We start from the raw sequence: 24,888 nt of genomic DNA on the forward strand, positions 1-24,888 counted from the left end.
AGAGCAGGGTAGTAGGAAATTTCCGACTGTCAATCATCGCGTCGGAAAAATCCCGCTGGCTACAATAGCTGGTAGGTGTCCAGCACGCGCCACCAAATGAGCGAGGCAGCAAGGTAGATCAGGAGCAGCCAGCCCCACGGCCGCCGCTTCCGAGGCAAGACCATAGGGTCGACTTCAGCAATCGCTCGCTCTCGCGAAGAGCGGTCGCGGTTGAATTTATGGGTTGCGCTGAGGCCAGTGCCGGGAATGGACGCCGAAACACGTTTGCCCGCGGTCCCCGCGGTGAAGCCGAGGCCTCGGACGCCAATCCTGACACTGGCACTCTTTTTGCCGATGTTGAGCCTCAACCCCGGCACGATGGTGAAGCTCTTCCGAAACCCCCATGATGCCATCGCGGCCGCCCATCCCTCAGAGATCCAGCAGCGTGCGCTTCACGCGGCCGATCACCTCGAGGTCGCGCTTGCGTTTGAAGAAGATCGGCTTGTTCAGCGGGTTGGTCGACAGCGGCATCAGGAATTCGTGCTCGCCACCCTGCCACATCTTGTAGGTCGTCTCGCCTTCCACCGCAAAGACGTAGTACTTGCCGCTGAGAAGCTGACGGTCGGCGCGATTGACGATGATCGTGGAGCCCTCAGGAGAGATGCGATCCATCGAATCCCCTTCAACCTTCAAGGCGAAAAACTCGCCGGGACCGAGATCAGCGAAGGCAAGCAGAGGGACCTTCTCCACCGGGATCTGAGACGAAGGACTGGCTAGCCGACCGGCCGTCACACGGTCGAGCAGCGGGACCAGCTTCATGCGCGCCCGAGGGGCGGCCTGGGGAGGGATGGGCGCCCGAGCGCCGAGGAGTTCGTGCAGTTCCCACTGCAATGCCTGCGCGACCAAGGGTTGCTTCGCGCTGCTGAAGGACCGCTTCTTGCCCTCCAAGAGGTCGCGGATGAAATTGCGCTCCAGCCCGGGGACGGAGTTCGCAGCCTCCACGGGGCCTATTTCCAGTTCGGCCAGCCGGTTTCTAATCCGTTGACGCAATTCATCTTTCGCCATGACGGATTTATCCGACGCCTGTTTTCCAAAGGCGAATGGGATGTTTCCGACGTTTTGATCTTGGCGAATCGGAAAATTCCGACTACGGCTCGAATCATGGAACAGGAGCTGATTCGCAACCTCTCGACGCTGGCGGTGACGTACACCGGAGCTCGTAGCGTGAGCCTGTCCACGCTCGGCCGCCTTGCCGCTGGCGACTGGCGCTTCTTCGATCATCTGAGCGACACGTCCAAGACCTTCACGGCGCGGAAGTATGACCAGGTCATCGCCTGGTTCTCCGATAATTGGCCGAGCAATGCGGAGTGGCCGGAAGGCATCCAGCGGCCTGTGCAGCGGGTGGCATCATGAGCGGCACCCTACGTTTCGCGTCTGGAACCGGCGAGGCCTCTGCGGCTTCGAACGGCGCGAAATTTCCGGCTGTGGATAAGCTGTTCTCGAGATCGAATTTGTCCCCTGTGGACGCCTGTGGACAACGCGCGCCGTGCCTGCATTTCAAGGGGTTTTCGCGCGATGGGACGGTCGGCCAAGGTGCAGCGCCTGAAGCGGGAAGCGCTGCACGAGCAGAAGGGCCGCTGTCACTATTGCCGGGCGCCGCTGCCGCTCGCCTGTGCGACCGCGGATCACAAATGGCCGCGATCCCGGCGGGGACGGACCTTCCGCGGCAACATCGTCGCCGCCTGCCAGCCCTGCAACGGTGCCAAGGGCGCGATGCCGTATCCCAAGTTCATCCGGCGGATCTCGCACGGCTTTCCTTCCGGCGCGCCGCTGCCGATCATCCTGATATGGGCGACGCGCCGCATCTGGCTGCGCACGCATCGGGCTTGCGCGGTCATACGATTGGCGGCGGGTTGAGCATCCGCGGCGAGGATGGTGGACGATGAGGAGCGCCGTGCCATCAATCCTTCGGCGGTTGGCTGACCTCGTCCACCAGCTCGCGCGCGGTCTGCATCATCTCGCCGGCCGCCTCGATTGTGACCGCAAGAGCCCGCTCCATGTTGGCGGGAGTGACCCCCTCGGGGTGTTTCTGACGAAACTGCGCGAGCTCGTCCCCGATCATCAGCTCGATCCGCCCGAGAGTCTCCAGGGCAAGTTTTCGATCGAGCGCTGCGAGGGCGGCCAATATCTCATCAAAGGCCCGCTCGGCGAGCAGGTCGGCCCAGCGCCGGCCGAGTTCTTCGGGGTTGCCGATAGTCATGAGGTCTCCTGTAAGGTGCTCGGTGTCGAGCCGTATCCGTTCGAATCCTTGCGTCGTCGCCGGCTTCGTGAGGGCCGGCAGATGCGGCAGGTCTATCACGCCTGGTTGCGGCGGTCGCAACGGCCTCATGGCGTTGCCGGCGGGGAGGGCGTGCGATGATCTCGCGGCGCTCCTTGTTCGGACTGATGGCTGCGGCGCCGCTGGCTGCGGCGGTGAAGCCGGCGGTAGCACGGTCGTCGACTGTGACGATCGGGCTCGACGGCGGAACGCTTGCCGTCTTCGAAAGACTTCATGAGATCCCCTGGACGACGCCGGACCTGGTCAAGCTCCCGGGCTTCGCGATCGTCGAGACGACCGAGCCGGCCAAGGGCATGCCGTTCTCGCAGAAATTAGGAATCGAGCGGCGGCCGGTGGGGTGCAATGATATTGCCTCCGGCATCGAGCCAGCCGGCCTGCATGCCCATGCTCAGGATGCAAGCGGCGAGGTGGCGCGCTGCGACCGGGTTGATGACGAAAGCATAGGTGCTGCCATCGCGGGCGCGCAGGCGAAAGCTCATGCCGGCGTTCATCGCGACGGGCGCGAAGGCTTCGACCTGGGGCAGGGCAGACCATTCGATCTCCGTGATCTCTGCCGGCCGGTCGTCGAGCGCCGCGTTCCAAGCGGCGATGGCCGCCGCATCGAACATCTTCATCCCTCTAGCTCCGTTGGTGGTTTGGACGACTCCAACGAAGACGGCGCGCCGGGTGAGTCGCAAGGCTCGCCCGGCGTGCTCCACAGACCGTCCACAATCCGGGAGGGGCCGGACTAGGCCTTCTCGCCAGTAACCACCCGCGTTTCGAGCCCACCCACCGCCGGACCCTGTCCGGCGAATGAGGAGACGTGTCTGACAATGATGGCAGCAAAGATCCTGATCTCGATCGCTACTGTTTTCGTCGCGCTCAGTCTGGCGTGCGCGATGTGGCTTGGCCGGCGGCCGCGACACCCGTCGGCCAAGCCTTCCTTCAATGACAAGCCTTCCTTTGGCTACACGCGCGCCGACCTGGAGGCGTTGACGCGCCGGGCCGATGCGCGGGCGGCCGCCGATCCGCTCGGCTTGCGGCGGCCTCTCTTCTTCCGATCCGTGCGGGTGCCCTCCGGCACGGCGGCGGACGGCGGGGACCCACTCCACACGGGGTTTCCCGCCGTCCGCTATTTCCGGCTGATCAGGTGCGACCGCCAGGAGGCCGGCAATGTCTGACCGGCTCTCGCACGCTTCGCGCCAGGTCGCGAACATGCTGGCGGTGCGCGCCGTCAAGCACGCCACCTCGTTCCTGCACGGCCAGGACGGGCCGACGCTGCTCGGCATGCACGCCGAGCAGATGCAGATCGACCTGCTGCTCGCCGACCCGCTGGCCAATGGCCTGCTCAATCCGGTGCGCATGCTCAACGTCGCCATGGCCACCACAGCGCTGGTCGCCGCAGAGCCGCAAGGCGAGGCCGCCCGGCTCGACCGCTGGATGCACGTGCTCGCCTCGCTGATGGAGCTGGTTCAGCACGAGCGCGCGCGCTTCGCGCGTGAGCAGGGAGTCTCGGCATGAAGACAGCGCCGCCACCCCCGCCGGATCGCAATGTTGCCGGTGAAGCGCAGCTCGACAGAGTGCGCCTTCGGCAAGGTTTCTTCGGCGTCACCATCGAGCGCCTGTGGGAGACGCAGGATGGCCGGCGCTTCTGGCGCAAGGCGCAGGTCGGCGAAATCGTCGAGGTGTCGACGTGAGGCCGCTGTCGCAAACGCTGACCGAGCTGATCGGCTTCACCGAGGAGCTGCTGACCAGGCCAGCGCGCCACCATGGCCTCGCCGCCGACACCCGCTTTGCCCTGCTCGCGCAAGAGATCCGCGATGCCGACAAGCGGCCGGCCGAAGGCATCCGCAGCACGGCCGCCGGCGTCGCGATCGTCGCCTGCACCGAAGCCTACTTCGCCGGCGAGATGGACCCCGGTTCGCGATGGCTCTCCGCGATCGGCGCGCTGCTGCCGATCCTGCGCGGCGAAGCCTGGCAGGCGCTGCGGAACGAGAAGGAAGCGGCCGGGGAGGGATATCGGCGATGAGCGCCAAGCTCCGTACCATCAGGCCGATGAATTTCCCGGACTTGATGCCGTCCGCAGCGAGTGACTTCGGTCAGAAGCCGGTCGCAAAGTGGATTGCCCCGACCAGCCTCATGGTCGACGGTACCTATCAGCGCGACCTCTCCGAACGCTCGATCCGGCTGATCCGGCGCACGATCGAAACGTTCCGCTGGAATCGCTACAAGCCGCCGATCGTGGTGCAGACCGGACCTGCCACGCTGCACGTCATCGACGGCCAGCACACGGCCATCATCGCCGCCACGCTGAAAATCCCCGAGATCCTGATCCTGATCGTCGGCGCCGACAGTGTCGACGAGCGCGCGCGGGCCTTCGTCGGACATAACCTCGATCGCATCAAGGTTACGCCTTTCGATATCTACCGGGCTCTGCTCGCCTCCGGAGATCCCGATGCGGTCGATGTCGACAACGTCTGCAAGCGTGCCGGCGTTCGCATCCGCCTGATCTCGCCGTCGTCGGCGATCGCCGAAGGGGACACGGCCGCGCTCGGCCTGGTGCGCCGGCTGGTCAAGAAGCGCGGCGTTATCCCGGCGCGCAAGGTGCTGCAGTGCCTGGTCAAGGCCAAGCGGGCGCCAATCACAGGCGCCGAGATCCTGGCCGCCGAACGCATCATCTGCGAGGAGCGGACTGATATCGACCTCGACGTGCTCACGGCGGCGATCAGGGTCGAGGGTGCCGAAGGGCTGGCGAAAGCGCACGTCAGGGCGAAGAGCGAGGGGCAGGCGATCTGGCGTGAAGTCGCCAACCGCTGGCTGCGCCGCATCGACCGGAGTGATGCCGCATGACGACGCTTCGCGACGATCTGGTCCAGCGGTTGGAGCACGAAAACGACGAGTTGCGCGAGCGCATCCGTGTGCTCGAGGAGCTGGTCGGGATCCGCATCGACGTGCCGCTCGTCTTCGGTCTCACCGCCCATGAGGCCGTTCTGTTCGGTCTGTTGCTGCGGCGCGATCTCGTCACCAAGGAGCTGGCGATGGTCGGCCTCTATGGCGACCGGCCTGATCTCGACCCTGAGATCAAGATTATCGATGTTTATGTCTGCAAGGCCCGCAAGAAGCTCAAGCGCTTCGGCGTTGAAATTGAGACGGTCTGGGGTCGGGGCTATCGGCTTTCTGCCGAGAGCAAAGCGATCGCGCAGGGCTTCCTCGACCACGTGAGGGCGGCATGACCCTGCTAGCCGCCTACGTCGATCTTTGCGATCGTGCCCGGGCCGCCCTGGTCGAGGCCAGGGAGGTGAGGGACGTTCTGGAGATCCGTCTGCAGCTCGATCACGTCAAGCTGCACGCCCGGCACGTCCAGGATCGCGCGGCGCTGATCGAGGTGACGGTGCTGCAGCTCGAGGCGGAGCGGAAGCTCGGCACGATGCTGCACGCGCTGCAGGAGGCGGGCCTGATCGCTGCGGGCGGCGGTCGCCGGCGCAAGGACGACACCTCGCGCGCGACGCTCGAGGAGATCGGGCTGAAGAAGAAGCTGTCGTCGCGGGCGCAAGCCGCGGCGGCGATGCCGGCGGCGGAGTTTGCCGCGCTGTGCCAGGCGACACGGGACCGGCTCTCGTCGGGTCGCGCCATCCTGGTCGACCCGATCGACAATTCCGGCATCATCCACGGCGCGCGGGCGATCATGTCCGGCCGGGTCGAGCCCGACGACAGCCTGGATTACTTCCCGACGCCGCCCTTTGCCACGCGCGCGCTGATCGAGCTCGTGTTCGCCCACCTCAAGCTCCGCATCGCGCGCGCCAGCGCCCGCGAGCCGGCCTGCGGCGAGGGCCACATCGCGGAGGTGCTGGCCGAGTACTTCGCAAAGGTGTTCGCCAGCGACATCCACGATTACGGTTATGGCGACGTCGCCGATTTCCTGGACGAGCACACCAGCCAGACCGCCGACTGGTTCATCACCAATCCGCCGTTCGGTGCGCTGGCCGAAAGCTTCCTGTTGCGCATGCTGCAGCTCGCGCGCGTCGGCGTCGCCATCTTCGTCCGGCTGCAATGGCTGGAAGGCGAGGGCCGCTATGAGCGGATCTTCTCCAAGACGCCGCCGACGCTGGTCGCCTTCTTCACCGAGCGCGTGCCGCTGTGCAAGGGCCGCTGGGACCCCGAGGGCGGCACCGCCACGGCCTATCTCTGGCTGGTCTGGGTCAAGGGCCACAAGCCGCAGCCGCCGTTCTGGATCCCGCCGATCGCGAAGGACACGCTGACCAGGCCGGACGATGCGGAGCGGTTCACGACCAATCCCGTGACGCGGAGGGCGGCGTGACCACAGCCACCATCGAGCCCCATCGTTATCGCCCGCGGCTGTGGCGCGATCGCGACGCCTGGAGCGAGCACGAGGTGCGGCCGTGCGGCGTCCGCGGTTCGCTGGCGTGGGTCCAATGGCGGAACCGCGCCGGTCTCGGCATCGATCGCGCACCTGACATCAGCGACGTGCTGGTCGCGCGGCCGCGGCCGCATCTCCTGGTGCTCTGGGAGCCAGTGCTCACCAAGGCGCCGGGCCCGCATCTGGCGCAGGCGCACTGCTGCTACATCAACACCGTGATCTTTTATCACCGGCCCTACGTGGTGCGGCCGTGGAAGCACTATTGGTACGACCGGGCCGGCAAGCTCCACGCGAGCGGCAGCGGCTTCTTCGAGTGGGACCAGCTCGAGACACGCTTCACTTGCTGGGATGACCGCATTTCGTTCAAGGGCGACGTCTTCGAGGTCGGCGGCGGCCGCGTGCTGTGGGCCAACGTGCCGGGAGAGCGCCGGCAATGGTGGGTGCGGCTCGCCGCGCGTCGGATTCGGCAGGAGCAGCCATGACCCATCGCCAGCGGCCCGCCGATCGGCGCGCACATGAGACCATCGCGATCGAGCACGACGAGCAGCGCTACAAGATCGGGCTCGGCCGGGAGGTGACGCGAGGCCGCGCCGGGCCTGTCGTCGAGGTGTTCATCAACGCGCAAAAGGTGAACTCCGCGCTCGACGTTCTCGCCAACGATGGCGCCATCCTGATGTCGCTTGCGCTGCAATACGGCTGCCCGCCCGACATCATCTGCCACGCCATGAAGCGCAACCCGAACGGCTCGCCGGCGTCGCCGCTGGGCGTGGCGGCCAGCTACCTCATTGAAACCGACAAGGGAGACTGACGATGCAGCCATCGCATATCCAAGTCCCGCTGAAGAACCTACGGCACGGCCACGAGGCCCCGAACCATCCCGGCAACGCGCGCGTGACCGGGCGTGAGGACGGTATTGCCGAGCTCGCCGCGCACATCCACGCGCGCGGCAAGATCGACGATCTCCTGGTCTATGACGATGGCGTGCCCGATATCTACTTCGTCTCCAACGGCAACCGCTCGCTCAAGGCGCTGCGGATGATCTATGGCGAAGAATCGTCCGAGCTTATCGACTGCAAATTGACGACGGCCAAACGGGCTTATGAGGACTCGCTCGCGGTCTCGGTGCTGGCGAAGAAGTTTCATCCGGTCGACGAATACGAGGCCTTTGCCAAGCTGCGGGACGAGCGCGGCAAGAGCGAAGAGGAGATCGCCCGGCAATATGGCATGACGCCGCGCGAGGTCGAGCAGGTGCTGGCGCTCGGCCATCTGTCGCCGAACGTGCGGGCGGCCTGGCGCAGCGGCGACATTACCTCGACGGCGGCCACTGCGTTCACGCTGGCGGATCACAGCCGCCAGGACGAGGTCCTGAAGCAGCTGTTCGAGGAAGAGCGCCATGGCGAGATCGACGTCTGGGACGTCAAGGAACTCCTGGAGGTCACTGGCGACGCCGGCGCGCTTGTGGAATTCGTCGGCATTGACGCCTATGTCGCGAAGGGCGGCAAGGTTACGCGAGACCTGTTCGGTGTCGACCATCAGGTGTCCGACAAGAACCTCGCGAAGAAACTTGCGGACGAGAAGCTCGCCGAGGAGTGCAAGGCGCTGAAGGCTGCGGGGTGGGGCTTTGCGATCCCGCAGCCGCAGAATGCCTGGAACTACGGCCACCTCAAAGCCGAAGGCAAGCCCACTGACGAAGAACAGGTGCGCCTGGACGAGCTCGCCGGCACCATCGCGCGCGATCGCGGTCGTGGTCAATATGCCAAGCCGCAATATCATGAGCTGTCTGCGGATGGACAGAAGGCGTTCCTCGAGCTGCGCAAGCTGAAGCGCACCATTCAGCTCCGCGCCTACACGCCGGCGATGATGGCCAAGGCCGGATGCTTCCTTGAGGTCGACGACGACGGTTTCCTCAAGATCGAATACGGTCGTGTGAAGCCGGCGCAGAAGGAAAAGGCCGCGGAGGTCGAAAAGGCCGAGCGCAAGGTGCAGCAAAAGGCCGAGGCGAGAGCCGCGAAGGACGAGGGCAAGCTGCCGCCCGAACCAAAGACTCTATCGAATGCCCTGATTGAACGGCTCGAGTCTCAGCTGACGGCTGCCACTCGCGACGCGATCGCCGGCGATCCCTTGCTCCAGGAGTCGCCCTTCGCCGAGGTGCTGGCAAAGATCGTCTGTGCCCAGATCGTCCCGGATAGCCGCTATCGCACGCCTGACGCAGTGCGCACCAAGTTTCCGACCATCCGGCAGACGCTCGATGCCAACGTGTTCAACGCCGCGATCGCCAAGCGCTTCGATGTCGAGGATTACTTCTCGTCGGCGCCGAAGGGGTTCGTGCTGAAGGCGATTGCGGAGGCGATCAACCAGGACGAGGCCCGCAAGATCGCCGGCAAGACCAAGCAGGAGATCTGGAAGTTCGCGCTTGCCAATGTCGGCAAGACCGGCTGGCTGCCGAAGGAGCTACGCACGGTGCACTATAAGGGACCTGGCAGCGAGGGCTACAAGGCGCCGGCCGCGGTCGCGCCGGCGGCAGCTGCGAAGCCAGAGGCGAAGGCGCCGTCGATCCGCGAAGCCGTCAAGAAAGCCAAGGCTACTCGGGAGGCGAAGAAAGCCACGATCGCACAGAAGCGCCTCGCCAAGACGGCCGCGAAGAAAACCGCAAAGAAGCGCTGATTGCGATGGCAGGCGAGGCCCACGACGGCGTTGTGACGTTCGAGCGGCTGACGCTCGGCCGCGAGGCCGTGCTGCTCGGCAGGGTGCGCGTCGGCGAGATCCATGCGATCGAGGGCGATCGGCACCGTGCCTGCTTCCGCCTGCACCTACCGGAAGCCTCGGCCTCGACCAGCTGGCGCCCGGCCAGCGATGTCGACGACGCCAAGCGTCTCGCCCTGATCAAGATCAACGATTGGCTCAATGCGGCCGGCCTGGTGCCGGCGGGAGGGGTGAGATGTGGCATTTAGCAGCTGCGGAGGACTATCCCGATCGCTGGAGCGATCCGAAGCGCGATCGGCTGCGCTGTATTTGCAGCAACGGCTGGGAGGGCAGCTACTCTCTGGGATCCGCGTTCGATCACAATCCGACCTGTCAGCCGGTCTGCTTTCCGGGCGGTGCCGAGGAGTCCGTGTGCACCGTCGTGATCATTGTGGATCTGACGTCGTGAAACCCCATAAAGCTTTCCGCAAGTTCGGCCAGGCCTGCATGAACGCGCCAGCGGATGCGCAGCTGACTGTCGGCGTGTCCTGGATCGAGCGCAAGGGCTGGCGTGTGGTGATGATGGTTCACACCGCATCGCTGCATCTCGGCGCGATCGAGGCGCGCGGGCTTGCCAACATCTACGACAAGCACCACCGCGCGCCGGAGTGGCGCGGCAAGTCGACCGGCCTCGAATGGGTCGCGCCGGAGCTGCGCAATCTGGCTGACGAGGTCGAGGCCAAGAACAGGGCAGGCGAGATTCCGGCGGAAATGCTGGGCTTGATCGAAGCGAAAGGGATGGCCTGATGGTCGCCCATTCCTACAAAGGTCGCTTCGTCGCACCGATCCGCCTCGGTCTCGATCGAACGGGTGCCGCTGAGGACGCGGAACTGCTAGCGCGGCGTGAGCTGCTCGGTGCGGACTACGGGCCTGGCTTCCCCCTGGTCGTAATTTCTGCTCGCGATCTGTTCGATTTTCAAACGGTACCGGTCGAACGTGCCTCTGACGTCCGTTTGACGGGTGCCATCCTTTGCAGCGCGATCGAGCAACGCAGCCCATGTGACGAAGCAGAGGACGCGGTGTTCCTGGTCGAACATCGCAAACGCGATGCCTTCGAAAGGCTGGAGCTCGGTGTGGCGAGATGGATCGGTAATAAGGGGCATTCTGAAATCTCCATTAGGCAATCCCTCGATTTTGATTGGTTCTGTCTTTCATCACAAGGGGTGGAACGGTGAAGCCTCCCGGCAAGTCCACCCTCGCAAAAATGCAGTACCAAGCGCAGATCGAGGCCGAGCGGATCGAGATCGTCCAGGACGCGCTGGTCGCTGGCGGGCAGCTGAAGGAGGCCGACGCCGGCATGACCGAGCGGCGCGATGCCTTCGCGGGCATCGTGCGTCTGCTCGACATGATCCAGAGTGACCAGGAGATCCTCGATCGGCTGGAGTATCGCGGGAAGTTTGCGGCCAAATTCATCGCCGAGAAGGCGGCCGAGGCGATCGAGGTGGGCGCCGGCGAGACCGAAGTCGAGGTCGAGCCGGAATGAGCATGCTCGAGCACGCGCTCGCCTTGGCCGCCCGCGGCTGGTCTGTCTTCCCATGTCATCCCGGCACCAAGCAGCCGCTGGTGAAGAGCGACGTTGCCGGCGAGGGCGGGCTGAAGCTGGCGACCACGGATGAGACGATGATCCGCGCCTGGTGGCAGCGCTGGCCGCAGGCGATGATCGGACTGCCGACCGGCGCGCCGATCGGCGCGTTCGTGGTCGACGTCGACGCCGGCGAGGACAAGGCGACCGGCGAGGTGTTTGAGGCCGCCACGCTGCAGATCAACCTCGAGCGCGCGATCGGCGCCCCGCTGCCGCCGACCAGGTACGCGCTGACGCCACGCGGCGGCGTGCATCTGTATTTCCAGCTGCCGGCCGACGGATCCGAGATCGGCAATCGCGCCAACCTGCTCGGCAAGGGCTCGCGGATCGATATTCGCGGCGAGGGCGGTTACGTCATTGCGCCGCCATCGTTGCGCAAGGACGGCGTGGCCTACGCCTGGGGCGACAAGCAGCTCGACGTGGCCATCGCGCCGGCGGCGTTGGTCGACCTGATCCTGCGCCGCGGCGCCTTCGAGGAGAAGCCGGCGCAAGGATCCGGCCAAGGATCCGGCATCGGCGCGCGCGCGGCCGCCGGCGTCAGGCCGCCGGGCGCCCGAGCGTCAGCGAACGGCGCAAACCAAGATGGCAAGGGCGACACGATCGCGGCCGGTGATGAGGCCGTGCGCAAATACGGCCTCTCGGCCCTCGATGCTGAGCTGCAGACTGTGCGCCAGGCGGGACAGGGCGGCCGGAACGATGCGCTCAACATCGCCAGCCTGAAGCTGGCTCAGCTGGTTGCCGCCGGCGCGCTCAATGAGAGCTTCGTGCGTGCTGCGCTCGAGAATGCGGCCGCGGACTGCGGGCTGATCCGCGACGATGGTCTGCGCGCGGTTCGCGCCACGATCGAGAGTGGATTCCGCAAAGGCCGATCGCAACCGCGCGACTTGAACGAGATCCGCCGCCAGGCGGCGGATCGGCAAAGCCGGCCGCGCGGCCGCAGAGACGTCGCGGGTGTGACTCGAGATGATGGCCGCAGGGAGGATGCCGACGCGGCCGACCGCGTGTCCTCTTCCGGCCGCCTCGGCGCCGCCGGCGACGCGCGGCCCCCAGATGATTTCAATCCTCCCGATTCTTCCGTCGCCCCTGCACCCCCACCGGGGACGAATGGCAAGCCAAGCTCCCAAACGGGAGCTGTGCCGCAATCTGCCGGCGGTTGGGGTGCAGGGGGCGAGCCGCCACGGCCACCGGCGGAGGCCGATGACGTCCGCAACATGCGCCTGGCATTCTTTCCGCTGACGGACCTCGGCAATGCTGAGCGCTTCCGTGAGCGCTACAAGGATCGGCTGTTGTGGTGCCCGGCGATCGGCTGGCTGACATGGGACGGCCGCCGCTGGAGCCGCGAGGGCGCCGAGGAGCTGGTCAAGATCGCCGAGCACGACACCGTGCGGATGATCCAGGACGAGGCGAAGGAGCTGAAGGCCAGCGGCTGCAAGGACGATCCGGACCCGCCGCGCGGGGCGCGCGACTTCGTCTTCAAGGTCGACCGCGACGGCAACAAGACGCTGTATTCCGACAAGGTCGCGGCCTGGGGCCGCAGCTCGGAGGCCGTCAACAAGCTCGGCGCGCTGTCGAAGCGCGGGGCGCCGTACTTCGCCGTGTCGATCGACAAGCTCGACGCCGACAAGATGAAGATCAATGTCCGCAACGGCACGCTGGTCGTCGCCAAGCGCGCGGAAGGCGACTATGTCGAGTTCCGTCCGCACGATCCAGCCGACATGATCACCAAGCTGGCGCCGGTCGACTACGATCCCGATGCGGAGCGGAAGGTGTTCGATGCCTTCCTCGAGCGCGTGCAGCCGCGGGTCGAGATGCGAGCCTTCCTGCAGCAGTGGCTGGGTGTGTCGATGACCGGCGTCACCGAGCAGCTGCTCGCCTTCCTCTACGGCAAGGGCTCGAACGGCAAATCAGTGCTGATGGATGCCGTGTCTTTCGTCGCCGGCGACTATGGCGAGACCGTCCCGATCGAGACGTTCCTCGACCACGGTAAATCGCGTGGAGCCGGCCAGGCCACGCCGGATCTCGCCATTTTGCCGGGCGTGCGCATGCTGCGGACCTCCGAACCGGAGAAGGGTGCAAAGCTGGCCGAGGCGCTGGTCAAGCTGGTGACGGGCGGCGAGCCTATCCAGGCGCGACACCTCAACCGCGATTTCTTCAAGTTCTATCCGCAGTTCAAGCTGACGATGTCGGGCAACTACCGGCCGACGATCTCGGGCACCGACGAAGGCATCTGGCGCCGCGTGCGCCTCGTGCCCTTCAGCGTCACCATTCCCAAGGAAGAGCGCGACATCCACCTCGGCGACAAGCTGCGCGCCGAAGGTGCCGGCATTCTCAACTGGCTGCTCGATGGTTTGCGCATCTGGCTCGACAAGGGGCTGCAGGAGCCTGAGGACGTCGTCCAGGCGACGGCCGAGTATCGGGCCGCCTCCGACCCGCTCGGCCGCTTCCTGGGCGCCTGTGTGGCCGACAGCATCGGGGATCGCGTGCAGTCGAGCGTGCTGCATCAGGTCTATGAGGCCTGGTGCAAGGCCTCAGGCGAGAACGCCTGGAAGAACCGCGGGCTATCGCTGGCGATGCAGGAGCGCGGCTACAAGAGTAAGCAGTCCAACGTGATGTGGTTCCTCGACATCAAGCTCACCAAGAGCGTGAACGACTTCGTCGATGCCGACGGCAACCCGCTGCGCATGCGTGACGACGGGGAAAAGGAGACGGCAGATGCCGGCGCGATCGAGATCTGACACGTGCGGCAAAGCTCGAAGAGCGGCGACGCATCCTCCCAACCTCCCAAAGTTGGGAAGAATCAAAGTCGGTTAAGCCGTTGAGTTTTCAGCGAATGGGAGGTTGAGGGAATTTCGGGAGCTTGTTTCCATACGTTACATGCGCGTGCGCGCGCAGGCACACATATGACAAACGGAAATAAGCTCCCAATCCTCCCAACCTCCCAATGGATTTAAGAAAGCCTTGTCTCGCAATGCTTTCTTGAGACGGGAGGATCGTTGAGGGGCCCTAGGCAAGCTCCCATGATCCTCCCGGAGAAACGGTACCCGACTGGTACCGTTTCTCGAACCGGCTTTCGGGCCGGGCCATCACCAGCAAATCGTGTGGAGATCGAGATGTTGGACTATGACGACGACGAAGTTGCCGGCGGCCTTCTCGCCGGAAGTGTTGGCGGAGATGCTCTCGGCCGATGCACGTGCAGAGCTCGCGCGGCCGCGGGCACCTGTTGATCCACGCGCTGCGCAGCTATCCGAAGGTGCTGAGGCCAAGTGGTGCGCGGTTGAGATTGCGTCCCGCGACGCTGTCGATGAGCTGGCAAAGCGCCGTTTTGGCATCTACCAGCCCGAATATGTAGAGACTGTCGTGAGCCGCGGTCGCAAGGTGGTACGTCGAGGGCCGATGTTTCCGGGGTACGTCTTCGTCTTCCTGTGGGACGGCAACTACGGTCGGTTGCTCGCTGTCGACGGCGTTGTCGGCACGTTGGGTCCGCTCTCCGACGAGGAGATCAGTCTGGTACGTGCCGTGGAGAACGGCCAACGATGGTCCGCAGCAAAGAAGCCTCGGCACCACAGCAAGCGAGGAGCTAAGCCGCGAAGGGTGGAAAAGTGTTTCCGACAGCTGCGCTCGCTTGACTCAGCTAAGCGGAATCAGGCACTGCAAGATCTCCTCAGTCTCTCCTAGTACCGGCTCGGTCAGCAAGCGGAACGGAGTAGGCGGTCAGAAGCGGTCGCGCTTCATCAATCCCTCACTGTATCCAAAGCAAAGCCCGGCCTCAGATCAGATCAGGCCGGGCTTTGTCGTGTCTAAGGTAAGCGGCGGGCTCAGCCGGCCCTCGCGTTTCCTCTTGGGACGACTACCTCCAAGGCCGCTTGCCCTCCCTGGTGCAAGCGGCCTTCCTTTCTAGGCGTAGTCGCCGTCCTTCTTCTGCCTGATGTAGTCGTAGACCTTCTCCCTGGTCGGGCCTGCTGCACGGATGGCGCCTGATGCTGCCTGACCGCTGATGTTGAACTTCTTTGCGATGTACTGCACCTCGTGCGGCTGCTGTGAGGCGCGAATGCGGTCGCCTTTCCCTACGTTCTTCGGATCGTCTGCCATCGGTTCCTCCTTGTTGGCCATCCGAGGCTAGCACAGATGCCGCCATGGAAGCGCTGGTACAAGACAGCCCGATGGCAGGCGCTGCGTATCGAGATCTTCGTACGCGATCTCTTCACCTGCCAATGCGGCTGCGGCGTGATCGAGGGCGACACTTCGAAGCTGGTGTGTGACCACAAGATCCCACACCGTGGTGATGAGCGCTTGTTCTGGGACAAGACCAATCTGCAGACGCTGCTCAAGACCTGCCACGATCGAGACAAGCAGAAAGCCGAGCAGTCCTCGCTGCACACCCGCGGCGTCTGGCACTGAGGGTAGGGCGGGTCAAAAGTCCACAAACTCCCTCTCCACGGACCGGCGGCTCTCCCATTCGCGGATTTTTTTCTGATGGACGACGTTTTCGACCTCTTCGGCAATCCGGTTCGCTCTGGCCGCGGCCAGCGCGGGCGGCCGCCGTATGAGCCGACGCCGGAAGATCGGAACAGAATCAAGCTGTTGCTGGCGCTCGGCAAGTCGATCGCGGTGATGGCGAACGCGCTCGGCGTCTCGCCGGCGACGGTGAAGCGGTATTTTAGAGCCGAACTCAAGGTGCGCGACGCGATGCGCGACCGCATGGAGTCGGCCTTCGCGATGAAGCTCTGGCAGGGCGTCGTCGACGGCAACGCCGGCGCCATGCGCCTGTGGCTGGCCTATGTCGAGCGCAATGACCGCATGCAGGTCGAGAGCAGCTTCGCCGCACAGCCGGCCGACAAGCCCGCGGCCGAGCGCATCGGCAAGAAGCTGATCGAGGAGCAGCGCGCGCTCGACGCCGACGCCGACCTGATGTCTGAGCTGGAACAGGAAGCGGCGGCGCAGAATGCGGTCCACTGAGGTTCTGCCGCGCTTCGCCTGCCCAGACTGGTGGGAGCGCATCCAGGCCAGCCAGATCCCGATGGCCGACGTGCCGCTGAACGAGGCCAAGGCGGCGAAGGCGCTGGCCTTCTTCAACCGGCTGCGGCTTCCCGACGTCCCCGGCACGCCGTCGATGGCGGAGGCCTGCGGCGACTGGTTCAAGGCCATCCTCTGCGCCTTCCTGGCGAGCGAGGATCCGGTCACCAGGCGGCGGCTCGTCTGGGAACTGCTTTGCATGGTGCCGAAGAAGAATTCGAAGACGACTTATGTCGCCGCGCTCGGCCTGACTGCGCTGTTCCTGGAAGAGGCACCGAACCGCCAGATGCTGATCGTCGCGCCGAGCCAGAACATCTCCGAGCGCTGCTTCGAGCAGGCGCAGGGCATGATCCGCCTCGACAAGAAGCTGGATGCGATCTTCAAGGTGCAGGACCACCTCAAGTGCATCACGCGTCGGAAGACGGGCACCCAGCTCGACGTCAAGACGTTCGACACTTCGATCGTGACGGGCGAGATCCCGATCCTCACGATCATCGACGAGCTGCACGAACTCGGCAAGAAGGCCAAGGCTGCCGCCGTGATGCAGCAGATCCGCGGCGGCGGCATCACGATGCAGGGCGGCCAGGTGCTGATGATCACGACGCAGTCCGACGAACCGCCGGCCGGCATCTGGCGCAACGAGCTGAAGAAGGCGCGCGCGATCCGTGACGGAAAGGGAGGCCCCAACCCGATCCTGTTGCCCGTGCTCTACGAGTATCCGCACGAGCTGCAAAAGGACCAGGAGTACTGGCGCAACGTCGACAACTGGTCGCTGTTGCTCCCCAACCTCGGCCGCTCGATCGACCCGCAGCGCCTCCTCGAGGACTACCAGAACAACGGCAAGGCGAATGAGGAAGCCGAACAGATCTGGGCCTCGCAGCATCTCAACATCGAGATCGGCGTCGGCCTCGGCGCCGACGGCTGGCGCGGCGCGGACTTCTGGGAAGGCGCCGCCGACGAAACGCTCACGCTTGAATCATTGCTCGCGCGTTCCGAGGTCGTGACGCTGGGCGCCGATGGCGGCGGCCTCGACGATCTCCTTGGCCTGGCCGTGATCGGCCGCGATCGCGAGACGCGCGAGTGGCTGTCCTGGTGCCACGCCTTCGCCGATCCGAAGGTGCTGGATCGGCGAAAGGAGATCGCGCCGCTGCTGCGAGACTTTGCCGAGGAGAAGTCGCTGACGATCGGCGACGGCCCCACGCGCCACAAGCGTTTCGTCGAGCTGGTCGCGCAGGTGCGTGCCTCCGGCCTCCTGCCGCAGAAGGATGCCGTCGGCGTCGACCCGAACAACGCCGCGGCCGTGTTCGAGGCGCTGGCCGAAGCGGGCATCCAGCCCGAGCAGATCCGCCGGCTGATGCAGGGGCCGGCCCTGGCGCCGGCGATGTACGGACTCGAGCTGAAGCTCGATGACGGCACGTTCTGGCACGCGGACCAGCTGCTGATGGCGTGGGTGATGGGCAATGCCAAGGTCGAGCAGAAGGGCAATCACCTCCTGATCACCAAGCAGATCTCCGGCCGTGCCAAGATCGATCCGCTGATCGCGCTGTTCGAAGCGGCGATCCTGATGAGCTGGAATCCGCAAGGCGTCATGGACATCAGCGATTTCCTCAAGAATGCGGTGATGGCCGGATGAGCTGGCTCACGTCATGGTGGCACAAGCCTGCGCTGAAGGTGCAGGATCCCCAGAACTCGCGGCGCGGCTCCAGCGACAATTGGGCCGGGCGCGACGTCGGGCCCGATGGCGCCATGCGGCTGTCGTCGTTCTGGTCCTGTGTGCGCCTCAACGCCGAGACCATCTCGACGCTGCCACTCGGCATCTATGAGCGCCAGCGCGACGGCAGCAAGGCGCCGGCGGACGGTCATCTGCTGTACGGCACGCTGCATGACAGCCCGAACGCCGACCAGACCGCGGCGGAGTTCTGGGAGAGTCAGGTCATCTCGCTCTGCATCTTCGGCAACGCCTATTCGCTGAAGGACAAGCGGGAGGATGGCTCGATCATCTCTCTGACGCCGCTGTCGGCGGCGCCGGGCGACATGGATCGCAAACGCGACGACAAGGGCGTCCTGCGCTACAGCTTCACCCATCGCGGCAAGCGCTACATCGGCCTCACCGAGGATGACGTCTTCCACATCCGCGGCTTCGGCGACGATGGTAACGGCGGCGGTCTCTCGGTGATCGCCTTCGCGCGCCAGAGCCTGGCGATCGCCGAGGCGATCGGCGCCTCCGCCGGCGCGACGTTCAAGAACGGCATGAAGAGCTCGATCTTCTTCACGGCGCCTCCCGGCGTGAAGATGGACCAGGGCCAGCGCAGCGATTTTCGCAAGGCCTTCATCGACCCCTATATCGGCGGCGAGACGACCAATGCTGGTCTACTCGAGCATGGCTTCGACGTCCGAACCGTCAGCCTGCCGCCGAAGGATGCCGAGATGCTGCTGACCTGGCGCTTCTCGGTCGAGGACATCTGCCGCTGGCTGCGCGTGCCGCCGGTTTTGATCGGCCACTCCGCCGACGGGCAGACCATGTGGGGATCCGGCATCGAGCAGATCATGCTCGGCTGGCTTACCCTCGGCCTGCGGCCATACCTGACCCGCATCGAGCAGGCCATCAAGAAGCGCCTGGTTGTGCCGAAGGAGCGCGGGCGGATCTTCGCCGAGTTCAACGTCGAGGGCCTCCTGCGCGCCGACAGCGCCGGCCGCGCCGCGCTGCTGTCGTCGCTGGGGCAGAACGGCTACCTCACGCGCAATGAAGGCCGCGCGCTCGACAACCGGCCGCCGAAGCCTGGCGGCGACGTGCTGACCGTGCAGTCCAACCTGGTGCCGCTCGACATGCTCGGCAAGCTGCCGCCGCGGCCGGTGCAGCCCGCTCCTGGAGAACCCGTGCCATGAAGCTCAAGAACGCGATGACGGCGCCGCGAACGAAGGACTTTCCGTTCCAGGTCAAGGAAATGGACGAGTCCGGCCGCCTTAAAGGTTACGCCTCTGTCTTCGGCGTGCGGGATAGCTACAACGAAGCCGTGCAGCCCGGCGCGTTTGCAGACAGCCTCGCCCGCCACAAGCGGGAAGGGACGTTCCCGCTGATGCTCTGGCAACACGACACCTATGAGCCGATCGGCGTATGGGACGACTTCGCGGACGATGGCAAGGGCCTCTATTCCGAGGGCGAGTTGCTCATCAAGCAAAGCGTCCCTACCGCCGACAAGGCATACAGCTTGTTGAAGGCCAAAGCCGTCCGCGGGCTTTCAATCGGATACCGCGAGGTCGACGTGGAGCCGGCGAAGGATGGTGAGCCGCGCAAGCTCATCAAGCTCGATCTGCTTGAAGTCTCCATCGTCTCGTTTCCGGCGAACCGCCGCGCGCTCGTCGACGGCGTGAAGGGCGAGGCGCTGGGCGAGTTCGCGCGCCGCCTGCGCGACGGTGAGCCGCCGTCAATCAAAGAGTTCGAGGATGTCCTGCGCGAGGCAGGCATCCCGAAAGCCATGGCCGTGCAGATCGCCTCTGTCGGTTATGCGAAAGCTGTTCGGAGCGAGTCCGAGAGCGGCGAGGCGATCAAGTCCGCGCTGAGCGACGCTCTCGCGTCGCTGCGCTCCATCACCACCAAACCCTGAAGGGGAATCACATGAAGCGTTACACGCCGTTGCTGGCATTCGCCGGCATCGTTGCGATCGCGTTTGTCGCGGTCGTTGTGCTCGACTACTCCGCCGTTGCACATGCTCACGCCTTTGGCGGCATCGTCGCCGATGCCGCGGGCCTTGCCACGCTCGAGAAGCAGATCACCGAGATGGCGGTCGAGCTGAAGAAGGCCGCCGATGACGTCAAGAAGGCGGGCGAGACTACCCAGACCGAGCTGAAGAATCTCGGCAACATCACCACCGAGACCAAGAAGTCGGCCGACGACGCGCTGATCAAGCACACCGAGATCAGCCAGCGCATGACCGAGCTCGAGCAGAAGATGACGCAGCTGCGGCAGGGCGGCGGCCCGGAGCGTCAGAAGACGATTGGCGAGCAGGTGGTCGAGAATGCGGAAGTGCTGGACTTCCTGAAGTCTGGCCGCAAGGGCCGGGTCTCGATGAAGCTGAAGGCGATCATCTCGTCGCTCACCACGGATGCGAACGGATCCGCCGGCGACCTGATCGTGCCGCAGCGTCTGGCCGGCATCATCACGCCGCCCCAGCGCCGCATGACGATCCGCGATCTCATCACGCCTGGCCGCACCAACTCCAACGCGATCCAGTACGTCAAGGAGACCGGCTTCACCAACAGCGCCGCGACCATGTCGGAAACCTCCGGCGCCAGCAAGCCGCAGTCCGAAATCAAGTTCGACCTGATGACCACCAGCGTCACCACGGTCGCGCACTGGGTGAAGGCGACCCGGCAGATCCTGTCCGACGTACCGCAGCTGCAGTCCTATATTGACGGCCGCCTGCGCTACGGTCTCGCCTATGTCGAGGAGGGCCAGCTCCTCAACGGCAGCGGGACCGGCACGGACCTCAACGGCATCAACACCCAGGCGACCGCCTACGCGGCGCCGATCGTGCCGTCCGCCGCGGGCAGCCTGACCAAGATCGACGTCATCCGCCTCGCCATCCTGCAGGCCTTCTTGGCGGAGTACCCGGCCAACGGCATCGTGATGCATCCGTCCGACTGGGCCGACATCGAGCTGACCAAGACCGACGTCGGCGATTATCTGATGGCGAATCCGCAGGGCGGCATCGAGCCGCGGCTGTGGCGCCTGCCGGTGGTCGAGACGCAGGCCGAGACCGTCGACAACTTCCTGGTCGGCGCCTTCCAGCTCGGCGCGCAGATCTTCGATCGCGAGGATGCCAGTGTCGAGATCTCGACCGAGGACGGCGACAACTTCATCAAGAACCTGGTCACCATCCTCGCCGAGGAGCGCCTGGCGCTCGCGGTCTACCGTCCCGAGTCCTTCATCAAGGGCACGTTCACGGGAGCGCTCGCGGCCTGATCGAGCGCAGCGAGTGATGGGGGAGCCCGCGCCGGCAACGGCGCGGGCTTTTCCGTGTCTAGGGTAAGGGCAGAGCAAACCAGGAGCGAGAAGCCATGAGGCTCAAGATGACGGACCAGCTGCACATCAGCTCGGTGTCGCGCGACACGTTGAAACCCGGCCAGGAGATCGAGGTCAGCGATTCCCTCGGCGAGGAGCTGCTGAAGAAGCACCCCGACAAGGTCCAGCGCATGAAGGCCGAGCGCAAGCCGCGCAACAAGGCCGAGAAGGCGCCCGACAACAAGTAGAGGTCCGGCCCAAGCCGGCTCTCGATTTCAGGAAGCGGGCATTCCGCCCGCTGACGACCAGCGGTGCGCCTGGCGCGCCATAGCAGAAGGGGAAGAACACATGCGTCGCTACAAGGTCAGCGTCACCACGGCCGCGGACGGCACCGCGACCGCCTACACGCCGCGCTTCGATGGCAAGATCCACAGCGTCCACTACGCGAAGGACGGCAGCAATGGCTACACCGATGGTGTCGATTTCACCATCACGGCTGAGGCGACCGGCGAGAACATCTGGACGGAGGCGAACGTCAACGCCTCGACCGTGCGCTATCCGCGCGCGGCGACGCATTCGCAGGTCGGTGCGGCCGCGCTCTATGCCGCCGGCGGCACTGCGGTCCTGGAGCCGGTCGGCATGGCCAGCGATCGCGTCAAGATCGTTCTGGCCCAGGGCGGCGCCTCCAAGGTCGGCGTCTTCCACGTCCTGGTCGACAATCGCTAGGCGCGCTTCCTGCGGGCCGGATTATCGGAGAATCACCATGAGCACAGGTCTGACGATCCGGTCCGCTCTCGCGGTTCAAACCGCGGCTTATGCCGACGGCGACGCCGTCGGCCCGCTCCGTACGCTGTCGAACTTTGCGCGAGGCAAGGGCGGATCCGGGATTATCACCCGCTTCGCCCTGCACTCGTTGACGAACATCACGGTGCAGACCTTCCTGCACATCTTCGACAGCAACCCCTCGGCGTCGACCTTCACCGACAATGCTGCCTTGGTGCTGGCAGCCGCCGATCGCGCCAAGCTCCTGAAGAGCATTGCGATTGCTGCCGGCGACTGGGTCGCGCCGGTGGGCGTCAATCCCTGGTACACGGTCGAGCTCATCGGCGTCGGCGCCGCAATCCCGTATCTCTACTACGACATGGCTTCGCCCGATCGGAATCTCTATTTCGCGATCGAGGCCGATGGCGCCATCACGTTCGGCAGTACGTCCGATCTCGCCGCTATCATCTCGGCCGAGAACAACTGAGGGACGCCGCAGTGGCCGACGTCAAGACACATGTGCTGCGCGCTGCCGTTGGGACAGCGAACGCCCCCCAATTCGCCGCAGGCCACGCGCCGTCTGGTTTTCATTGGGAATTTGTCACGCTGAACGGAGCGCGCGTGACGCTGAACGGCGTCTATGTCGTGGTGCTGGCGGCTAATTAGGATCGGGGCATGTGAGCTTTTTGCATCATATCCTCGCGTCATCTCCGGGGCTCGGAAGGCCGGAGCGATCGGCGACAGCCTGACCGCGGACGCCGTCGGCAACGGCTGGACGAACTGGGGATGGCTCGCGTGGGCGAGGCGATACCTCAATGATCGATTGGACATCTCGACGTCGAATGTCTTTGCGGTCGGCGGTGCCAGTGTTGAGGAGGTGCGCACCCTGCAATTGCCGCAGGCGCTGGCTGCTGATCTCGACATCTGCTTTGTCATGTGCGGACAGAACAGCCTCGACGGAAGCCCGGCTTCGACCGCCACGATTTGGGCCGATCTGCAAGCGATTTATGACGCGCTGCTACAGCGCGGGACATTCGTCGTGACTATCCCGCTTCGCGTCCACGGCTCCGCGGCGCCGCAGAGCGCAGACGTCGTTTTCCAGGCATCGGCGCTCAATCGATTGATCATCGATTACGCATGGTCCAGACCCGGAATACTGCCCATCGACATGAACCCGCGCTATCTCGACTTTGCGACCGGGCAGGCAATCTCCGACTTTTTGCGCGATGGTATTCACGATAACCAGCCGTCTGCAAGAGCCGGTGGCCGGGTCGTGGCAGACGGGATCTCTCCGTTCCTCCCCGCATTCGACGATCGGTTTTCGGTGCTCGGCGACACCTACGACGCCACCAAGAACCCGCGTGGCAACCTGCTCGCCAATGGCCTGCTCAGCGGCACGGGCGGCGGTGTCGCGAACGGTGCATCCGGCACGGTTGCCGCGAGCTGGTCGCTTCAGCGCAACGCGAATAGCGGCGCGTCCGCGGCCGGATCGAAACAGACTGTTGCAGGCTACACCAACCTCGCCTCGCAGCGGATTACGATCGGCGGCACGTCTGACGGGACCGGCCTGGTGCTGGCGAGCGAAGACCTGATCGCGAACGTCAGCGAAGGCGACGTGCTTCAGGCCGAAATGCAGGCTTCTTGGAACCTGTCGACCGCGGACTTAATCGGAGTCGGCTTGAACCTCGTCTATTACAACGCCGGGTTTGGGATCGTGACGCAGACGTGGGACGGGTACTATTCGCCGAGCAACGGCGCGCTGCCGTCCGGTACCGATAGCGTGATATTCAAGACCGAACCGCTGGTGGTGCCGTCCGGAGTGTCTCACGTCTTCCTCGCCGGCACCGTGCAGCCGCCGGCGTCGGGCAGTCCAAGCGGAAGCATCGACTTTTCTCGCGCGTCTGTGCGCAAGGTGATTTAGGCGCCTGCGCCGTCCGCTCCCTTCAAGGCAGCGGATGGCGACCTAACCACCCCCTCTCTAAATAGCTTTCCCGGAAAGACCACCCATGCATCCTTCCGAGCGCGTGCTCATCACGCCGCCGAGCGCGGACGTCTTGACCCGGGACGAGGTCAGGCAGCACCTTCGCGTCGATTCCGACGACGATAATGATCTGATCGACGGCATGATCCTGGCCGCCGTCGGCCAGCTCGATCCGGCCGCAGGCGGGTGGCTCGGCCGGGCGCTGCGGCCGCAGACCTGGGAGCTGCAGCTGCGGGACTTCTGGCAGCGCGAGTGCGGCGAGCCGGATCTGATCGTGCTGCCATATCCGCCGCTGATCTCGATCGACAGCGTGACCTATGTCGACGGCACAGGCAGCACGCAGGCGCTTGCGGCCGGGACCGGTTATCGCGTGCTGGGGCAGGGGGCGATCTGCCAGGGCATCGCGCCGCCCTATGGCGAGAGCTGGCCGTCCGTGCGCTGCGACGCCGCGGCGGTGAAGATCCGCTTCACCTGCGGTTATCCGCCGGCGGATGCGCAGGCAGCTCCGCCCGTGGTCGACCGGCTGCCGGCGGCGATCAAGGCCTGGCTGAAGCTCTATGTCGGCGCGCTCTATCAGTTCCGGGAGAACGTCGTCTCGGGCCCGGGCGGCCAGCCCGTCGAGCTGCCCGCGCACATCATGCAGATGATTTCGCCGTACCGCGTCTACAGCTGATCCCCACCACAGGAGAGACCACCCATGGCCGACCTCACCATCACCGCGAACAACGTCGTCGCCGCCGCGAATGCCATCATCGTCCGAAGCAACAACGCGGGCGAGACCGTCGCCGCCGGGAAGACGGTCTATCTCTCGTCGACCACGAAGAAGTGGATGCTCGCGGACAGCAATTCGGCGACGGCGGAGGCCCGGAAGGCCGGCGGCGTTGCGCTCAATGGTGCCGCGCTCAATCAGCCGCTGGCGGTCGCAACCGGCGGCGATGTCAATATGGGCGCGACGCTCACGCCGGGCTCGCCTTACTATCTCAGCGAGACACCGGGCGGCATCCAGCCCGCCGCCGACCTCGGCGCCGGCGAGAACGTCTGCCAGATCGGCCTCGCCAAGGATGCGAGCACGCTGACGATCGCCATCCAGGCGCCCGGGGTCACCCTGTGATCTCCGGCGTCACGCTGTAAT

Annotated in this window: 37 protein-coding genes; 33 read left to right on the forward strand and 4 right to left on the reverse strand. The window is 65.1% G+C overall.

The window, feature by feature from the left end:
* Positions 1 to 59 precede the first annotated feature (59 nt).
* Positions 60 to 392 (reverse strand): DUF4236 domain-containing protein, encoded by a 333-nt coding sequence (locus AC1RQP_RS27960; RefSeq protein WP_492939706.1) that lies wholly within the window; start codon positions 390 to 392, stop codon positions 60 to 62.
* Between the two features lie 16 nt (positions 393 to 408).
* Positions 409 to 1,044 (reverse strand): S24 family peptidase, encoded by a 636-nt coding sequence (locus AC1RQP_RS27965; RefSeq protein WP_492939708.1) that lies wholly within the window; start codon positions 1,042 to 1,044, stop codon positions 409 to 411.
* 96 nt (positions 1,045 to 1,140) lie between these two features.
* On the opposite strand from AC1RQP_RS27965, the gene AC1RQP_RS27970 reads away from it, so the two are divergent.
* Together AC1RQP_RS27970 and AC1RQP_RS27975 are read left to right on the forward strand one after the other, a co-directional pair.
* On the forward strand, positions 1,141 to 1,392 hold the full coding sequence (locus AC1RQP_RS27970; protein WP_492939710.1) for a hypothetical protein: 252 nt from the start codon (positions 1,141 to 1,143) through the stop codon (positions 1,390 to 1,392).
* 162 nt (positions 1,393 to 1,554) lie between these two features.
* Positions 1,555 to 1,896 (forward strand): HNH endonuclease, encoded by a 342-nt coding sequence (locus AC1RQP_RS27975; protein WP_492939712.1) that lies wholly within the window; start codon positions 1,555 to 1,557, stop codon positions 1,894 to 1,896.
* Positions 1,897 to 1,939: 43 nt separating this feature from the next.
* Here AC1RQP_RS27975 and AC1RQP_RS27980 read toward each other — a convergent pair whose 3' ends face one another.
* Complete coding sequence (locus AC1RQP_RS27980; RefSeq protein ID WP_492939714.1) at positions 1,940 to 2,338, reverse strand: hypothetical protein; 399 nt, start codon at positions 2,336 to 2,338, stop codon at positions 1,940 to 1,942.
* Between the two features lie 56 nt (positions 2,339 to 2,394).
* Here AC1RQP_RS27980 and AC1RQP_RS27985 point away from each other — a divergent pair, with 56 nt between their 5' ends.
* The 18 genes from AC1RQP_RS27985 (at position 2,395) to AC1RQP_RS28070 (ending at position 14,673) form a co-directional block, all read left to right on the forward strand.
* Positions 2,395 to 3,048: a hypothetical protein gene (locus AC1RQP_RS27985; protein WP_492939716.1), complete on the forward strand. Its 654-nt coding sequence runs from the start codon at positions 2,395 to 2,397 to the stop codon at positions 3,046 to 3,048.
* 81 nt (positions 3,049 to 3,129) lie between these two features.
* On the forward strand, positions 3,130 to 3,477 hold the full coding sequence (locus AC1RQP_RS27990) for a hypothetical protein (RefSeq protein WP_492939718.1): 348 nt from the start codon (positions 3,130 to 3,132) through the stop codon (positions 3,475 to 3,477).
* On the forward strand, positions 3,470 to 3,817 hold the full coding sequence (locus AC1RQP_RS27995) for a hypothetical protein (protein WP_492939720.1): 348 nt from the start codon (positions 3,470 to 3,472) through the stop codon (positions 3,815 to 3,817). Before AC1RQP_RS27990 ends, AC1RQP_RS27995 begins: the two co-directional genes overlap by 8 nt.
* Entirely contained in the window at positions 3,814 to 3,993 is a 180-nt protein-coding gene (locus tag AC1RQP_RS28000; protein WP_492939722.1) for a hypothetical protein, read from the forward strand. Before AC1RQP_RS27995 ends, AC1RQP_RS28000 begins: the two co-directional genes overlap by 4 nt.
* Positions 3,990 to 4,325: a hypothetical protein gene (locus AC1RQP_RS28005; protein WP_492939724.1), complete on the forward strand. Its 336-nt coding sequence runs from the start codon at positions 3,990 to 3,992 to the stop codon at positions 4,323 to 4,325. Before AC1RQP_RS28000 ends, AC1RQP_RS28005 begins: the two co-directional genes overlap by 4 nt.
* Positions 4,322 to 5,146, forward strand: a complete 825-nt coding sequence (locus tag AC1RQP_RS28010; protein WP_492939726.1) for a hypothetical protein — start codon at positions 4,322 to 4,324, stop codon at positions 5,144 to 5,146. The genes AC1RQP_RS28005 and AC1RQP_RS28010 overlap by 4 nt, the downstream gene beginning before the upstream one ends.
* Complete coding sequence (locus AC1RQP_RS28015) at positions 5,143 to 5,529, forward strand: helix-turn-helix domain-containing protein (protein WP_492939728.1); 387 nt, start codon at positions 5,143 to 5,145, stop codon at positions 5,527 to 5,529. Before AC1RQP_RS28010 ends, AC1RQP_RS28015 begins: the two co-directional genes overlap by 4 nt.
* On the forward strand, positions 5,526 to 6,614 hold the full coding sequence (locus tag AC1RQP_RS28020) for a hypothetical protein (protein ID WP_492939730.1): 1,089 nt from the start codon (positions 5,526 to 5,528) through the stop codon (positions 6,612 to 6,614). The genes AC1RQP_RS28015 and AC1RQP_RS28020 overlap by 4 nt, the downstream gene beginning before the upstream one ends.
* The gene (locus tag AC1RQP_RS28025) at positions 6,611 to 7,156 is read left to right on the forward strand and encodes a hypothetical protein (protein WP_492939732.1); all 546 of its coding nucleotides are present in this window, start codon (positions 6,611 to 6,613) and stop codon (positions 7,154 to 7,156) included. Before AC1RQP_RS28020 ends, AC1RQP_RS28025 begins: the two co-directional genes overlap by 4 nt.
* Entirely contained in the window at positions 7,153 to 7,482 is a 330-nt protein-coding gene (locus AC1RQP_RS28030) for a hypothetical protein (RefSeq protein ID WP_492939733.1), read from the forward strand. Before AC1RQP_RS28025 ends, AC1RQP_RS28030 begins: the two co-directional genes overlap by 4 nt.
* Positions 7,483 to 7,484: 2 nt before the next feature.
* On the forward strand, positions 7,485 to 9,338 hold the full coding sequence (locus AC1RQP_RS28035; protein WP_492939735.1) for a ParB/RepB/Spo0J family partition protein: 1,854 nt from the start codon (positions 7,485 to 7,487) through the stop codon (positions 9,336 to 9,338).
* Positions 9,339 to 9,343: 5 nt separating this feature from the next.
* Positions 9,344 to 9,625 (forward strand): hypothetical protein, encoded by a 282-nt coding sequence (locus AC1RQP_RS28040; protein WP_492939737.1) that lies wholly within the window; start codon positions 9,344 to 9,346, stop codon positions 9,623 to 9,625.
* Complete coding sequence (locus tag AC1RQP_RS28045) at positions 9,613 to 9,825, forward strand: hypothetical protein (protein WP_492939739.1); 213 nt, start codon at positions 9,613 to 9,615, stop codon at positions 9,823 to 9,825. Before AC1RQP_RS28040 ends, AC1RQP_RS28045 begins: the two co-directional genes overlap by 13 nt.
* On the forward strand, positions 9,822 to 10,163 hold the full coding sequence (locus AC1RQP_RS28050; RefSeq protein WP_492939741.1) for a hypothetical protein: 342 nt from the start codon (positions 9,822 to 9,824) through the stop codon (positions 10,161 to 10,163). The genes AC1RQP_RS28045 and AC1RQP_RS28050 overlap by 4 nt, the downstream gene beginning before the upstream one ends.
* Entirely contained in the window at positions 10,163 to 10,591 is a 429-nt protein-coding gene (locus AC1RQP_RS28055) for a hypothetical protein (protein WP_492939743.1), read from the forward strand. The genes AC1RQP_RS28050 and AC1RQP_RS28055 overlap by 1 nt, the downstream gene beginning before the upstream one ends.
* Positions 10,588 to 10,899: a hypothetical protein gene (locus AC1RQP_RS28060; RefSeq protein WP_492939745.1), complete on the forward strand. Its 312-nt coding sequence runs from the start codon at positions 10,588 to 10,590 to the stop codon at positions 10,897 to 10,899. The genes AC1RQP_RS28055 and AC1RQP_RS28060 overlap by 4 nt, the downstream gene beginning before the upstream one ends.
* Positions 10,896 to 13,733: a phage/plasmid primase, P4 family gene (locus AC1RQP_RS28065; protein WP_492939747.1), complete on the forward strand. Its 2,838-nt coding sequence runs from the start codon at positions 10,896 to 10,898 to the stop codon at positions 13,731 to 13,733. Before AC1RQP_RS28060 ends, AC1RQP_RS28065 begins: the two co-directional genes overlap by 4 nt.
* 385 nt (positions 13,734 to 14,118) lie before the next feature.
* Complete coding sequence (locus tag AC1RQP_RS28070; protein WP_492939749.1) at positions 14,119 to 14,673, forward strand: transcription termination/antitermination NusG family protein; 555 nt, start codon at positions 14,119 to 14,121, stop codon at positions 14,671 to 14,673.
* Positions 14,674 to 14,892: 219 nt separating this feature from the next.
* Here the strand turns inward: AC1RQP_RS28070 and AC1RQP_RS28075 are convergent, their stop codons facing one another.
* Positions 14,893 to 15,087, reverse strand: a complete 195-nt coding sequence (locus AC1RQP_RS28075; RefSeq protein WP_492939751.1) for a DUF3606 domain-containing protein — start codon at positions 15,085 to 15,087, stop codon at positions 14,893 to 14,895.
* 36 nt (positions 15,088 to 15,123) lie between these two features.
* On the opposite strand from AC1RQP_RS28075, the gene AC1RQP_RS28080 reads away from it, so the two are divergent.
* The 13 genes from AC1RQP_RS28080 (at position 15,124) to AC1RQP_RS28140 (ending at position 24,867) form a co-directional block, all read left to right on the forward strand.
* Positions 15,124 to 15,396 (forward strand): HNH endonuclease, encoded by a 273-nt coding sequence (locus AC1RQP_RS28080; protein ID WP_284282952.1) that lies wholly within the window; start codon positions 15,124 to 15,126, stop codon positions 15,394 to 15,396.
* A gap of 75 nt (positions 15,397 to 15,471) precedes the next feature.
* Positions 15,472 to 15,954 carry a helix-turn-helix domain-containing protein gene (locus AC1RQP_RS28085; protein ID WP_492939753.1) on the forward strand — a complete coding sequence of 161 codons (483 nt, stop codon included), beginning with the start codon at positions 15,472 to 15,474 and terminating at the stop codon, positions 15,952 to 15,954.
* Positions 15,941 to 17,644: a terminase large subunit domain-containing protein gene (locus tag AC1RQP_RS28090; RefSeq protein ID WP_492939755.1), complete on the forward strand. Its 1,704-nt coding sequence runs from the start codon at positions 15,941 to 15,943 to the stop codon at positions 17,642 to 17,644. Before AC1RQP_RS28085 ends, AC1RQP_RS28090 begins: the two co-directional genes overlap by 14 nt.
* Positions 17,641 to 18,897: a phage portal protein gene (locus tag AC1RQP_RS28095; RefSeq protein WP_492939757.1), complete on the forward strand. Its 1,257-nt coding sequence runs from the start codon at positions 17,641 to 17,643 to the stop codon at positions 18,895 to 18,897. Before AC1RQP_RS28090 ends, AC1RQP_RS28095 begins: the two co-directional genes overlap by 4 nt.
* Entirely contained in the window at positions 18,894 to 19,616 is a 723-nt protein-coding gene (locus tag AC1RQP_RS28100) for an HK97 family phage prohead protease (protein WP_492939759.1), read from the forward strand. Before AC1RQP_RS28095 ends, AC1RQP_RS28100 begins: the two co-directional genes overlap by 4 nt.
* Positions 19,617 to 19,627: 11 nt before the next feature.
* Positions 19,628 to 20,974 carry a phage major capsid protein gene (locus AC1RQP_RS28105; protein WP_492939761.1) on the forward strand — a complete coding sequence of 449 codons (1,347 nt, stop codon included), beginning with the start codon at positions 19,628 to 19,630 and terminating at the stop codon, positions 20,972 to 20,974.
* Between the two features lie 95 nt (positions 20,975 to 21,069).
* Positions 21,070 to 21,261, forward strand: coding sequence for a hypothetical protein (locus AC1RQP_RS28110; protein WP_492939763.1), 192 nt, complete (start codon positions 21,070 to 21,072; stop codon positions 21,259 to 21,261).
* Between the two features lie 100 nt (positions 21,262 to 21,361).
* The gene (locus tag AC1RQP_RS28115) at positions 21,362 to 21,739 is read left to right on the forward strand and encodes a hypothetical protein (protein ID WP_492939764.1); all 378 of its coding nucleotides are present in this window, start codon (positions 21,362 to 21,364) and stop codon (positions 21,737 to 21,739) included.
* 37 nt (positions 21,740 to 21,776) lie between these two features.
* Positions 21,777 to 22,262 (forward strand): hypothetical protein, encoded by a 486-nt coding sequence (locus tag AC1RQP_RS28120; RefSeq protein ID WP_492939766.1) that lies wholly within the window; start codon positions 21,777 to 21,779, stop codon positions 22,260 to 22,262.
* Positions 22,263 to 22,273: 11 nt separating this feature from the next.
* Positions 22,274 to 22,441 (forward strand): hypothetical protein, encoded by a 168-nt coding sequence (locus tag AC1RQP_RS28125; protein WP_492939768.1) that lies wholly within the window; start codon positions 22,274 to 22,276, stop codon positions 22,439 to 22,441.
* On the forward strand, positions 22,416 to 23,696 hold the full coding sequence (locus AC1RQP_RS28130) for an SGNH/GDSL hydrolase family protein (protein WP_492939769.1): 1,281 nt from the start codon (positions 22,416 to 22,418) through the stop codon (positions 23,694 to 23,696). The genes AC1RQP_RS28125 and AC1RQP_RS28130 overlap by 26 nt, the downstream gene beginning before the upstream one ends.
* Before the next feature lie 85 nt (positions 23,697 to 23,781).
* The gene (locus tag AC1RQP_RS28135) at positions 23,782 to 24,429 is read left to right on the forward strand and encodes a head-tail connector protein (RefSeq protein WP_492939771.1); all 648 of its coding nucleotides are present in this window, start codon (positions 23,782 to 23,784) and stop codon (positions 24,427 to 24,429) included.
* 24 nt (positions 24,430 to 24,453) lie between these two features.
* The gene (locus AC1RQP_RS28140; protein ID WP_492939773.1) at positions 24,454 to 24,867 is read left to right on the forward strand and encodes a hypothetical protein; all 414 of its coding nucleotides are present in this window, start codon (positions 24,454 to 24,456) and stop codon (positions 24,865 to 24,867) included.
* Positions 24,868 to 24,888: the final 21 nt, after the last annotated feature.

It is taken from the genome of Bradyrhizobium sp. GW821-FHT13H06 (assembly GCF_058803975.1).

Excerpts from the sequence above, each read along its gene's own strand:
- AC1RQP_RS27960 (WP_492939706.1), bottom strand. The coding sequence starts at position 392 with ATGGCATCATGGGGGTTTCGGAAGAGCTTCACCATCGTGCCGGGGTTG.
- AC1RQP_RS27965 (WP_492939708.1), bottom strand. The coding sequence starts at position 1,044 with ATGGCGAAAGATGAATTGCGTCAACGGATTAGAAACCGGCTGGCCGAA.
- AC1RQP_RS27970 (WP_492939710.1), top strand. The coding sequence starts at position 1,141 with ATGGAACAGGAGCTGATTCGCAACCTCTCGACGCTGGCGGTGACGTAC.
- AC1RQP_RS27975 (WP_492939712.1), top strand. The coding sequence starts at position 1,555 with ATGGGACGGTCGGCCAAGGTGCAGCGCCTGAAGCGGGAAGCGCTGCAC.
- AC1RQP_RS27985 (WP_492939716.1), top strand. The coding sequence starts at position 2,395 with ATGATCTCGCGGCGCTCCTTGTTCGGACTGATGGCTGCGGCGCCGCTG.
- AC1RQP_RS27990 (WP_492939718.1), top strand. The coding sequence starts at position 3,130 with ATGATGGCAGCAAAGATCCTGATCTCGATCGCTACTGTTTTCGTCGCG.
- AC1RQP_RS27995 (WP_492939720.1), top strand. The coding sequence starts at position 3,470 with ATGTCTGACCGGCTCTCGCACGCTTCGCGCCAGGTCGCGAACATGCTG.
- AC1RQP_RS28000 (WP_492939722.1), top strand. The coding sequence starts at position 3,814 with ATGAAGACAGCGCCGCCACCCCCGCCGGATCGCAATGTTGCCGGTGAA.
- AC1RQP_RS28010 (WP_492939726.1), top strand. The coding sequence starts at position 4,322 with ATGAGCGCCAAGCTCCGTACCATCAGGCCGATGAATTTCCCGGACTTG.
- AC1RQP_RS28015 (WP_492939728.1), top strand. The coding sequence starts at position 5,143 with ATGACGACGCTTCGCGACGATCTGGTCCAGCGGTTGGAGCACGAAAAC.
- AC1RQP_RS28020 (WP_492939730.1), top strand. The coding sequence starts at position 5,526 with ATGACCCTGCTAGCCGCCTACGTCGATCTTTGCGATCGTGCCCGGGCC.
- AC1RQP_RS28030 (WP_492939733.1), top strand. The coding sequence starts at position 7,153 with ATGACCCATCGCCAGCGGCCCGCCGATCGGCGCGCACATGAGACCATC.
- AC1RQP_RS28035 (WP_492939735.1), top strand. The coding sequence starts at position 7,485 with ATGCAGCCATCGCATATCCAAGTCCCGCTGAAGAACCTACGGCACGGC.
- AC1RQP_RS28040 (WP_492939737.1), top strand. The coding sequence starts at position 9,344 with ATGGCAGGCGAGGCCCACGACGGCGTTGTGACGTTCGAGCGGCTGACG.
- AC1RQP_RS28045 (WP_492939739.1), top strand. The coding sequence starts at position 9,613 with ATGTGGCATTTAGCAGCTGCGGAGGACTATCCCGATCGCTGGAGCGAT.
- AC1RQP_RS28055 (WP_492939743.1), top strand. The coding sequence starts at position 10,163 with ATGGTCGCCCATTCCTACAAAGGTCGCTTCGTCGCACCGATCCGCCTC.
- AC1RQP_RS28065 (WP_492939747.1), top strand. The coding sequence starts at position 10,896 with ATGAGCATGCTCGAGCACGCGCTCGCCTTGGCCGCCCGCGGCTGGTCT.
- AC1RQP_RS28070 (WP_492939749.1), top strand. The coding sequence starts at position 14,119 with ATGACGACGACGAAGTTGCCGGCGGCCTTCTCGCCGGAAGTGTTGGCG.
- AC1RQP_RS28075 (WP_492939751.1), bottom strand. The coding sequence starts at position 15,087 with ATGGCAGACGATCCGAAGAACGTAGGGAAAGGCGACCGCATTCGCGCC.
- AC1RQP_RS28080 (WP_284282952.1), top strand. The coding sequence starts at position 15,124 with ATGCCGCCATGGAAGCGCTGGTACAAGACAGCCCGATGGCAGGCGCTG.
- AC1RQP_RS28085 (WP_492939753.1), top strand. The coding sequence starts at position 15,472 with ATGGACGACGTTTTCGACCTCTTCGGCAATCCGGTTCGCTCTGGCCGC.
- AC1RQP_RS28090 (WP_492939755.1), top strand. The coding sequence starts at position 15,941 with ATGCGGTCCACTGAGGTTCTGCCGCGCTTCGCCTGCCCAGACTGGTGG.
- AC1RQP_RS28095 (WP_492939757.1), top strand. The coding sequence starts at position 17,641 with ATGAGCTGGCTCACGTCATGGTGGCACAAGCCTGCGCTGAAGGTGCAG.
- AC1RQP_RS28100 (WP_492939759.1), top strand. The coding sequence starts at position 18,894 with ATGAAGCTCAAGAACGCGATGACGGCGCCGCGAACGAAGGACTTTCCG.
- AC1RQP_RS28105 (WP_492939761.1), top strand. The coding sequence starts at position 19,628 with ATGAAGCGTTACACGCCGTTGCTGGCATTCGCCGGCATCGTTGCGATC.
- AC1RQP_RS28110 (WP_492939763.1), top strand. The coding sequence starts at position 21,070 with ATGAGGCTCAAGATGACGGACCAGCTGCACATCAGCTCGGTGTCGCGC.
- AC1RQP_RS28115 (WP_492939764.1), top strand. The coding sequence starts at position 21,362 with ATGCGTCGCTACAAGGTCAGCGTCACCACGGCCGCGGACGGCACCGCG.
- AC1RQP_RS28120 (WP_492939766.1), top strand. The coding sequence starts at position 21,777 with ATGAGCACAGGTCTGACGATCCGGTCCGCTCTCGCGGTTCAAACCGCG.
- AC1RQP_RS28130 (WP_492939769.1), top strand. The coding sequence starts at position 22,416 with ATGTCGTGGTGCTGGCGGCTAATTAGGATCGGGGCATGTGAGCTTTTT.
- AC1RQP_RS28135 (WP_492939771.1), top strand. The coding sequence starts at position 23,782 with ATGCATCCTTCCGAGCGCGTGCTCATCACGCCGCCGAGCGCGGACGTC.
- AC1RQP_RS28140 (WP_492939773.1), top strand. The coding sequence starts at position 24,454 with ATGGCCGACCTCACCATCACCGCGAACAACGTCGTCGCCGCCGCGAAT.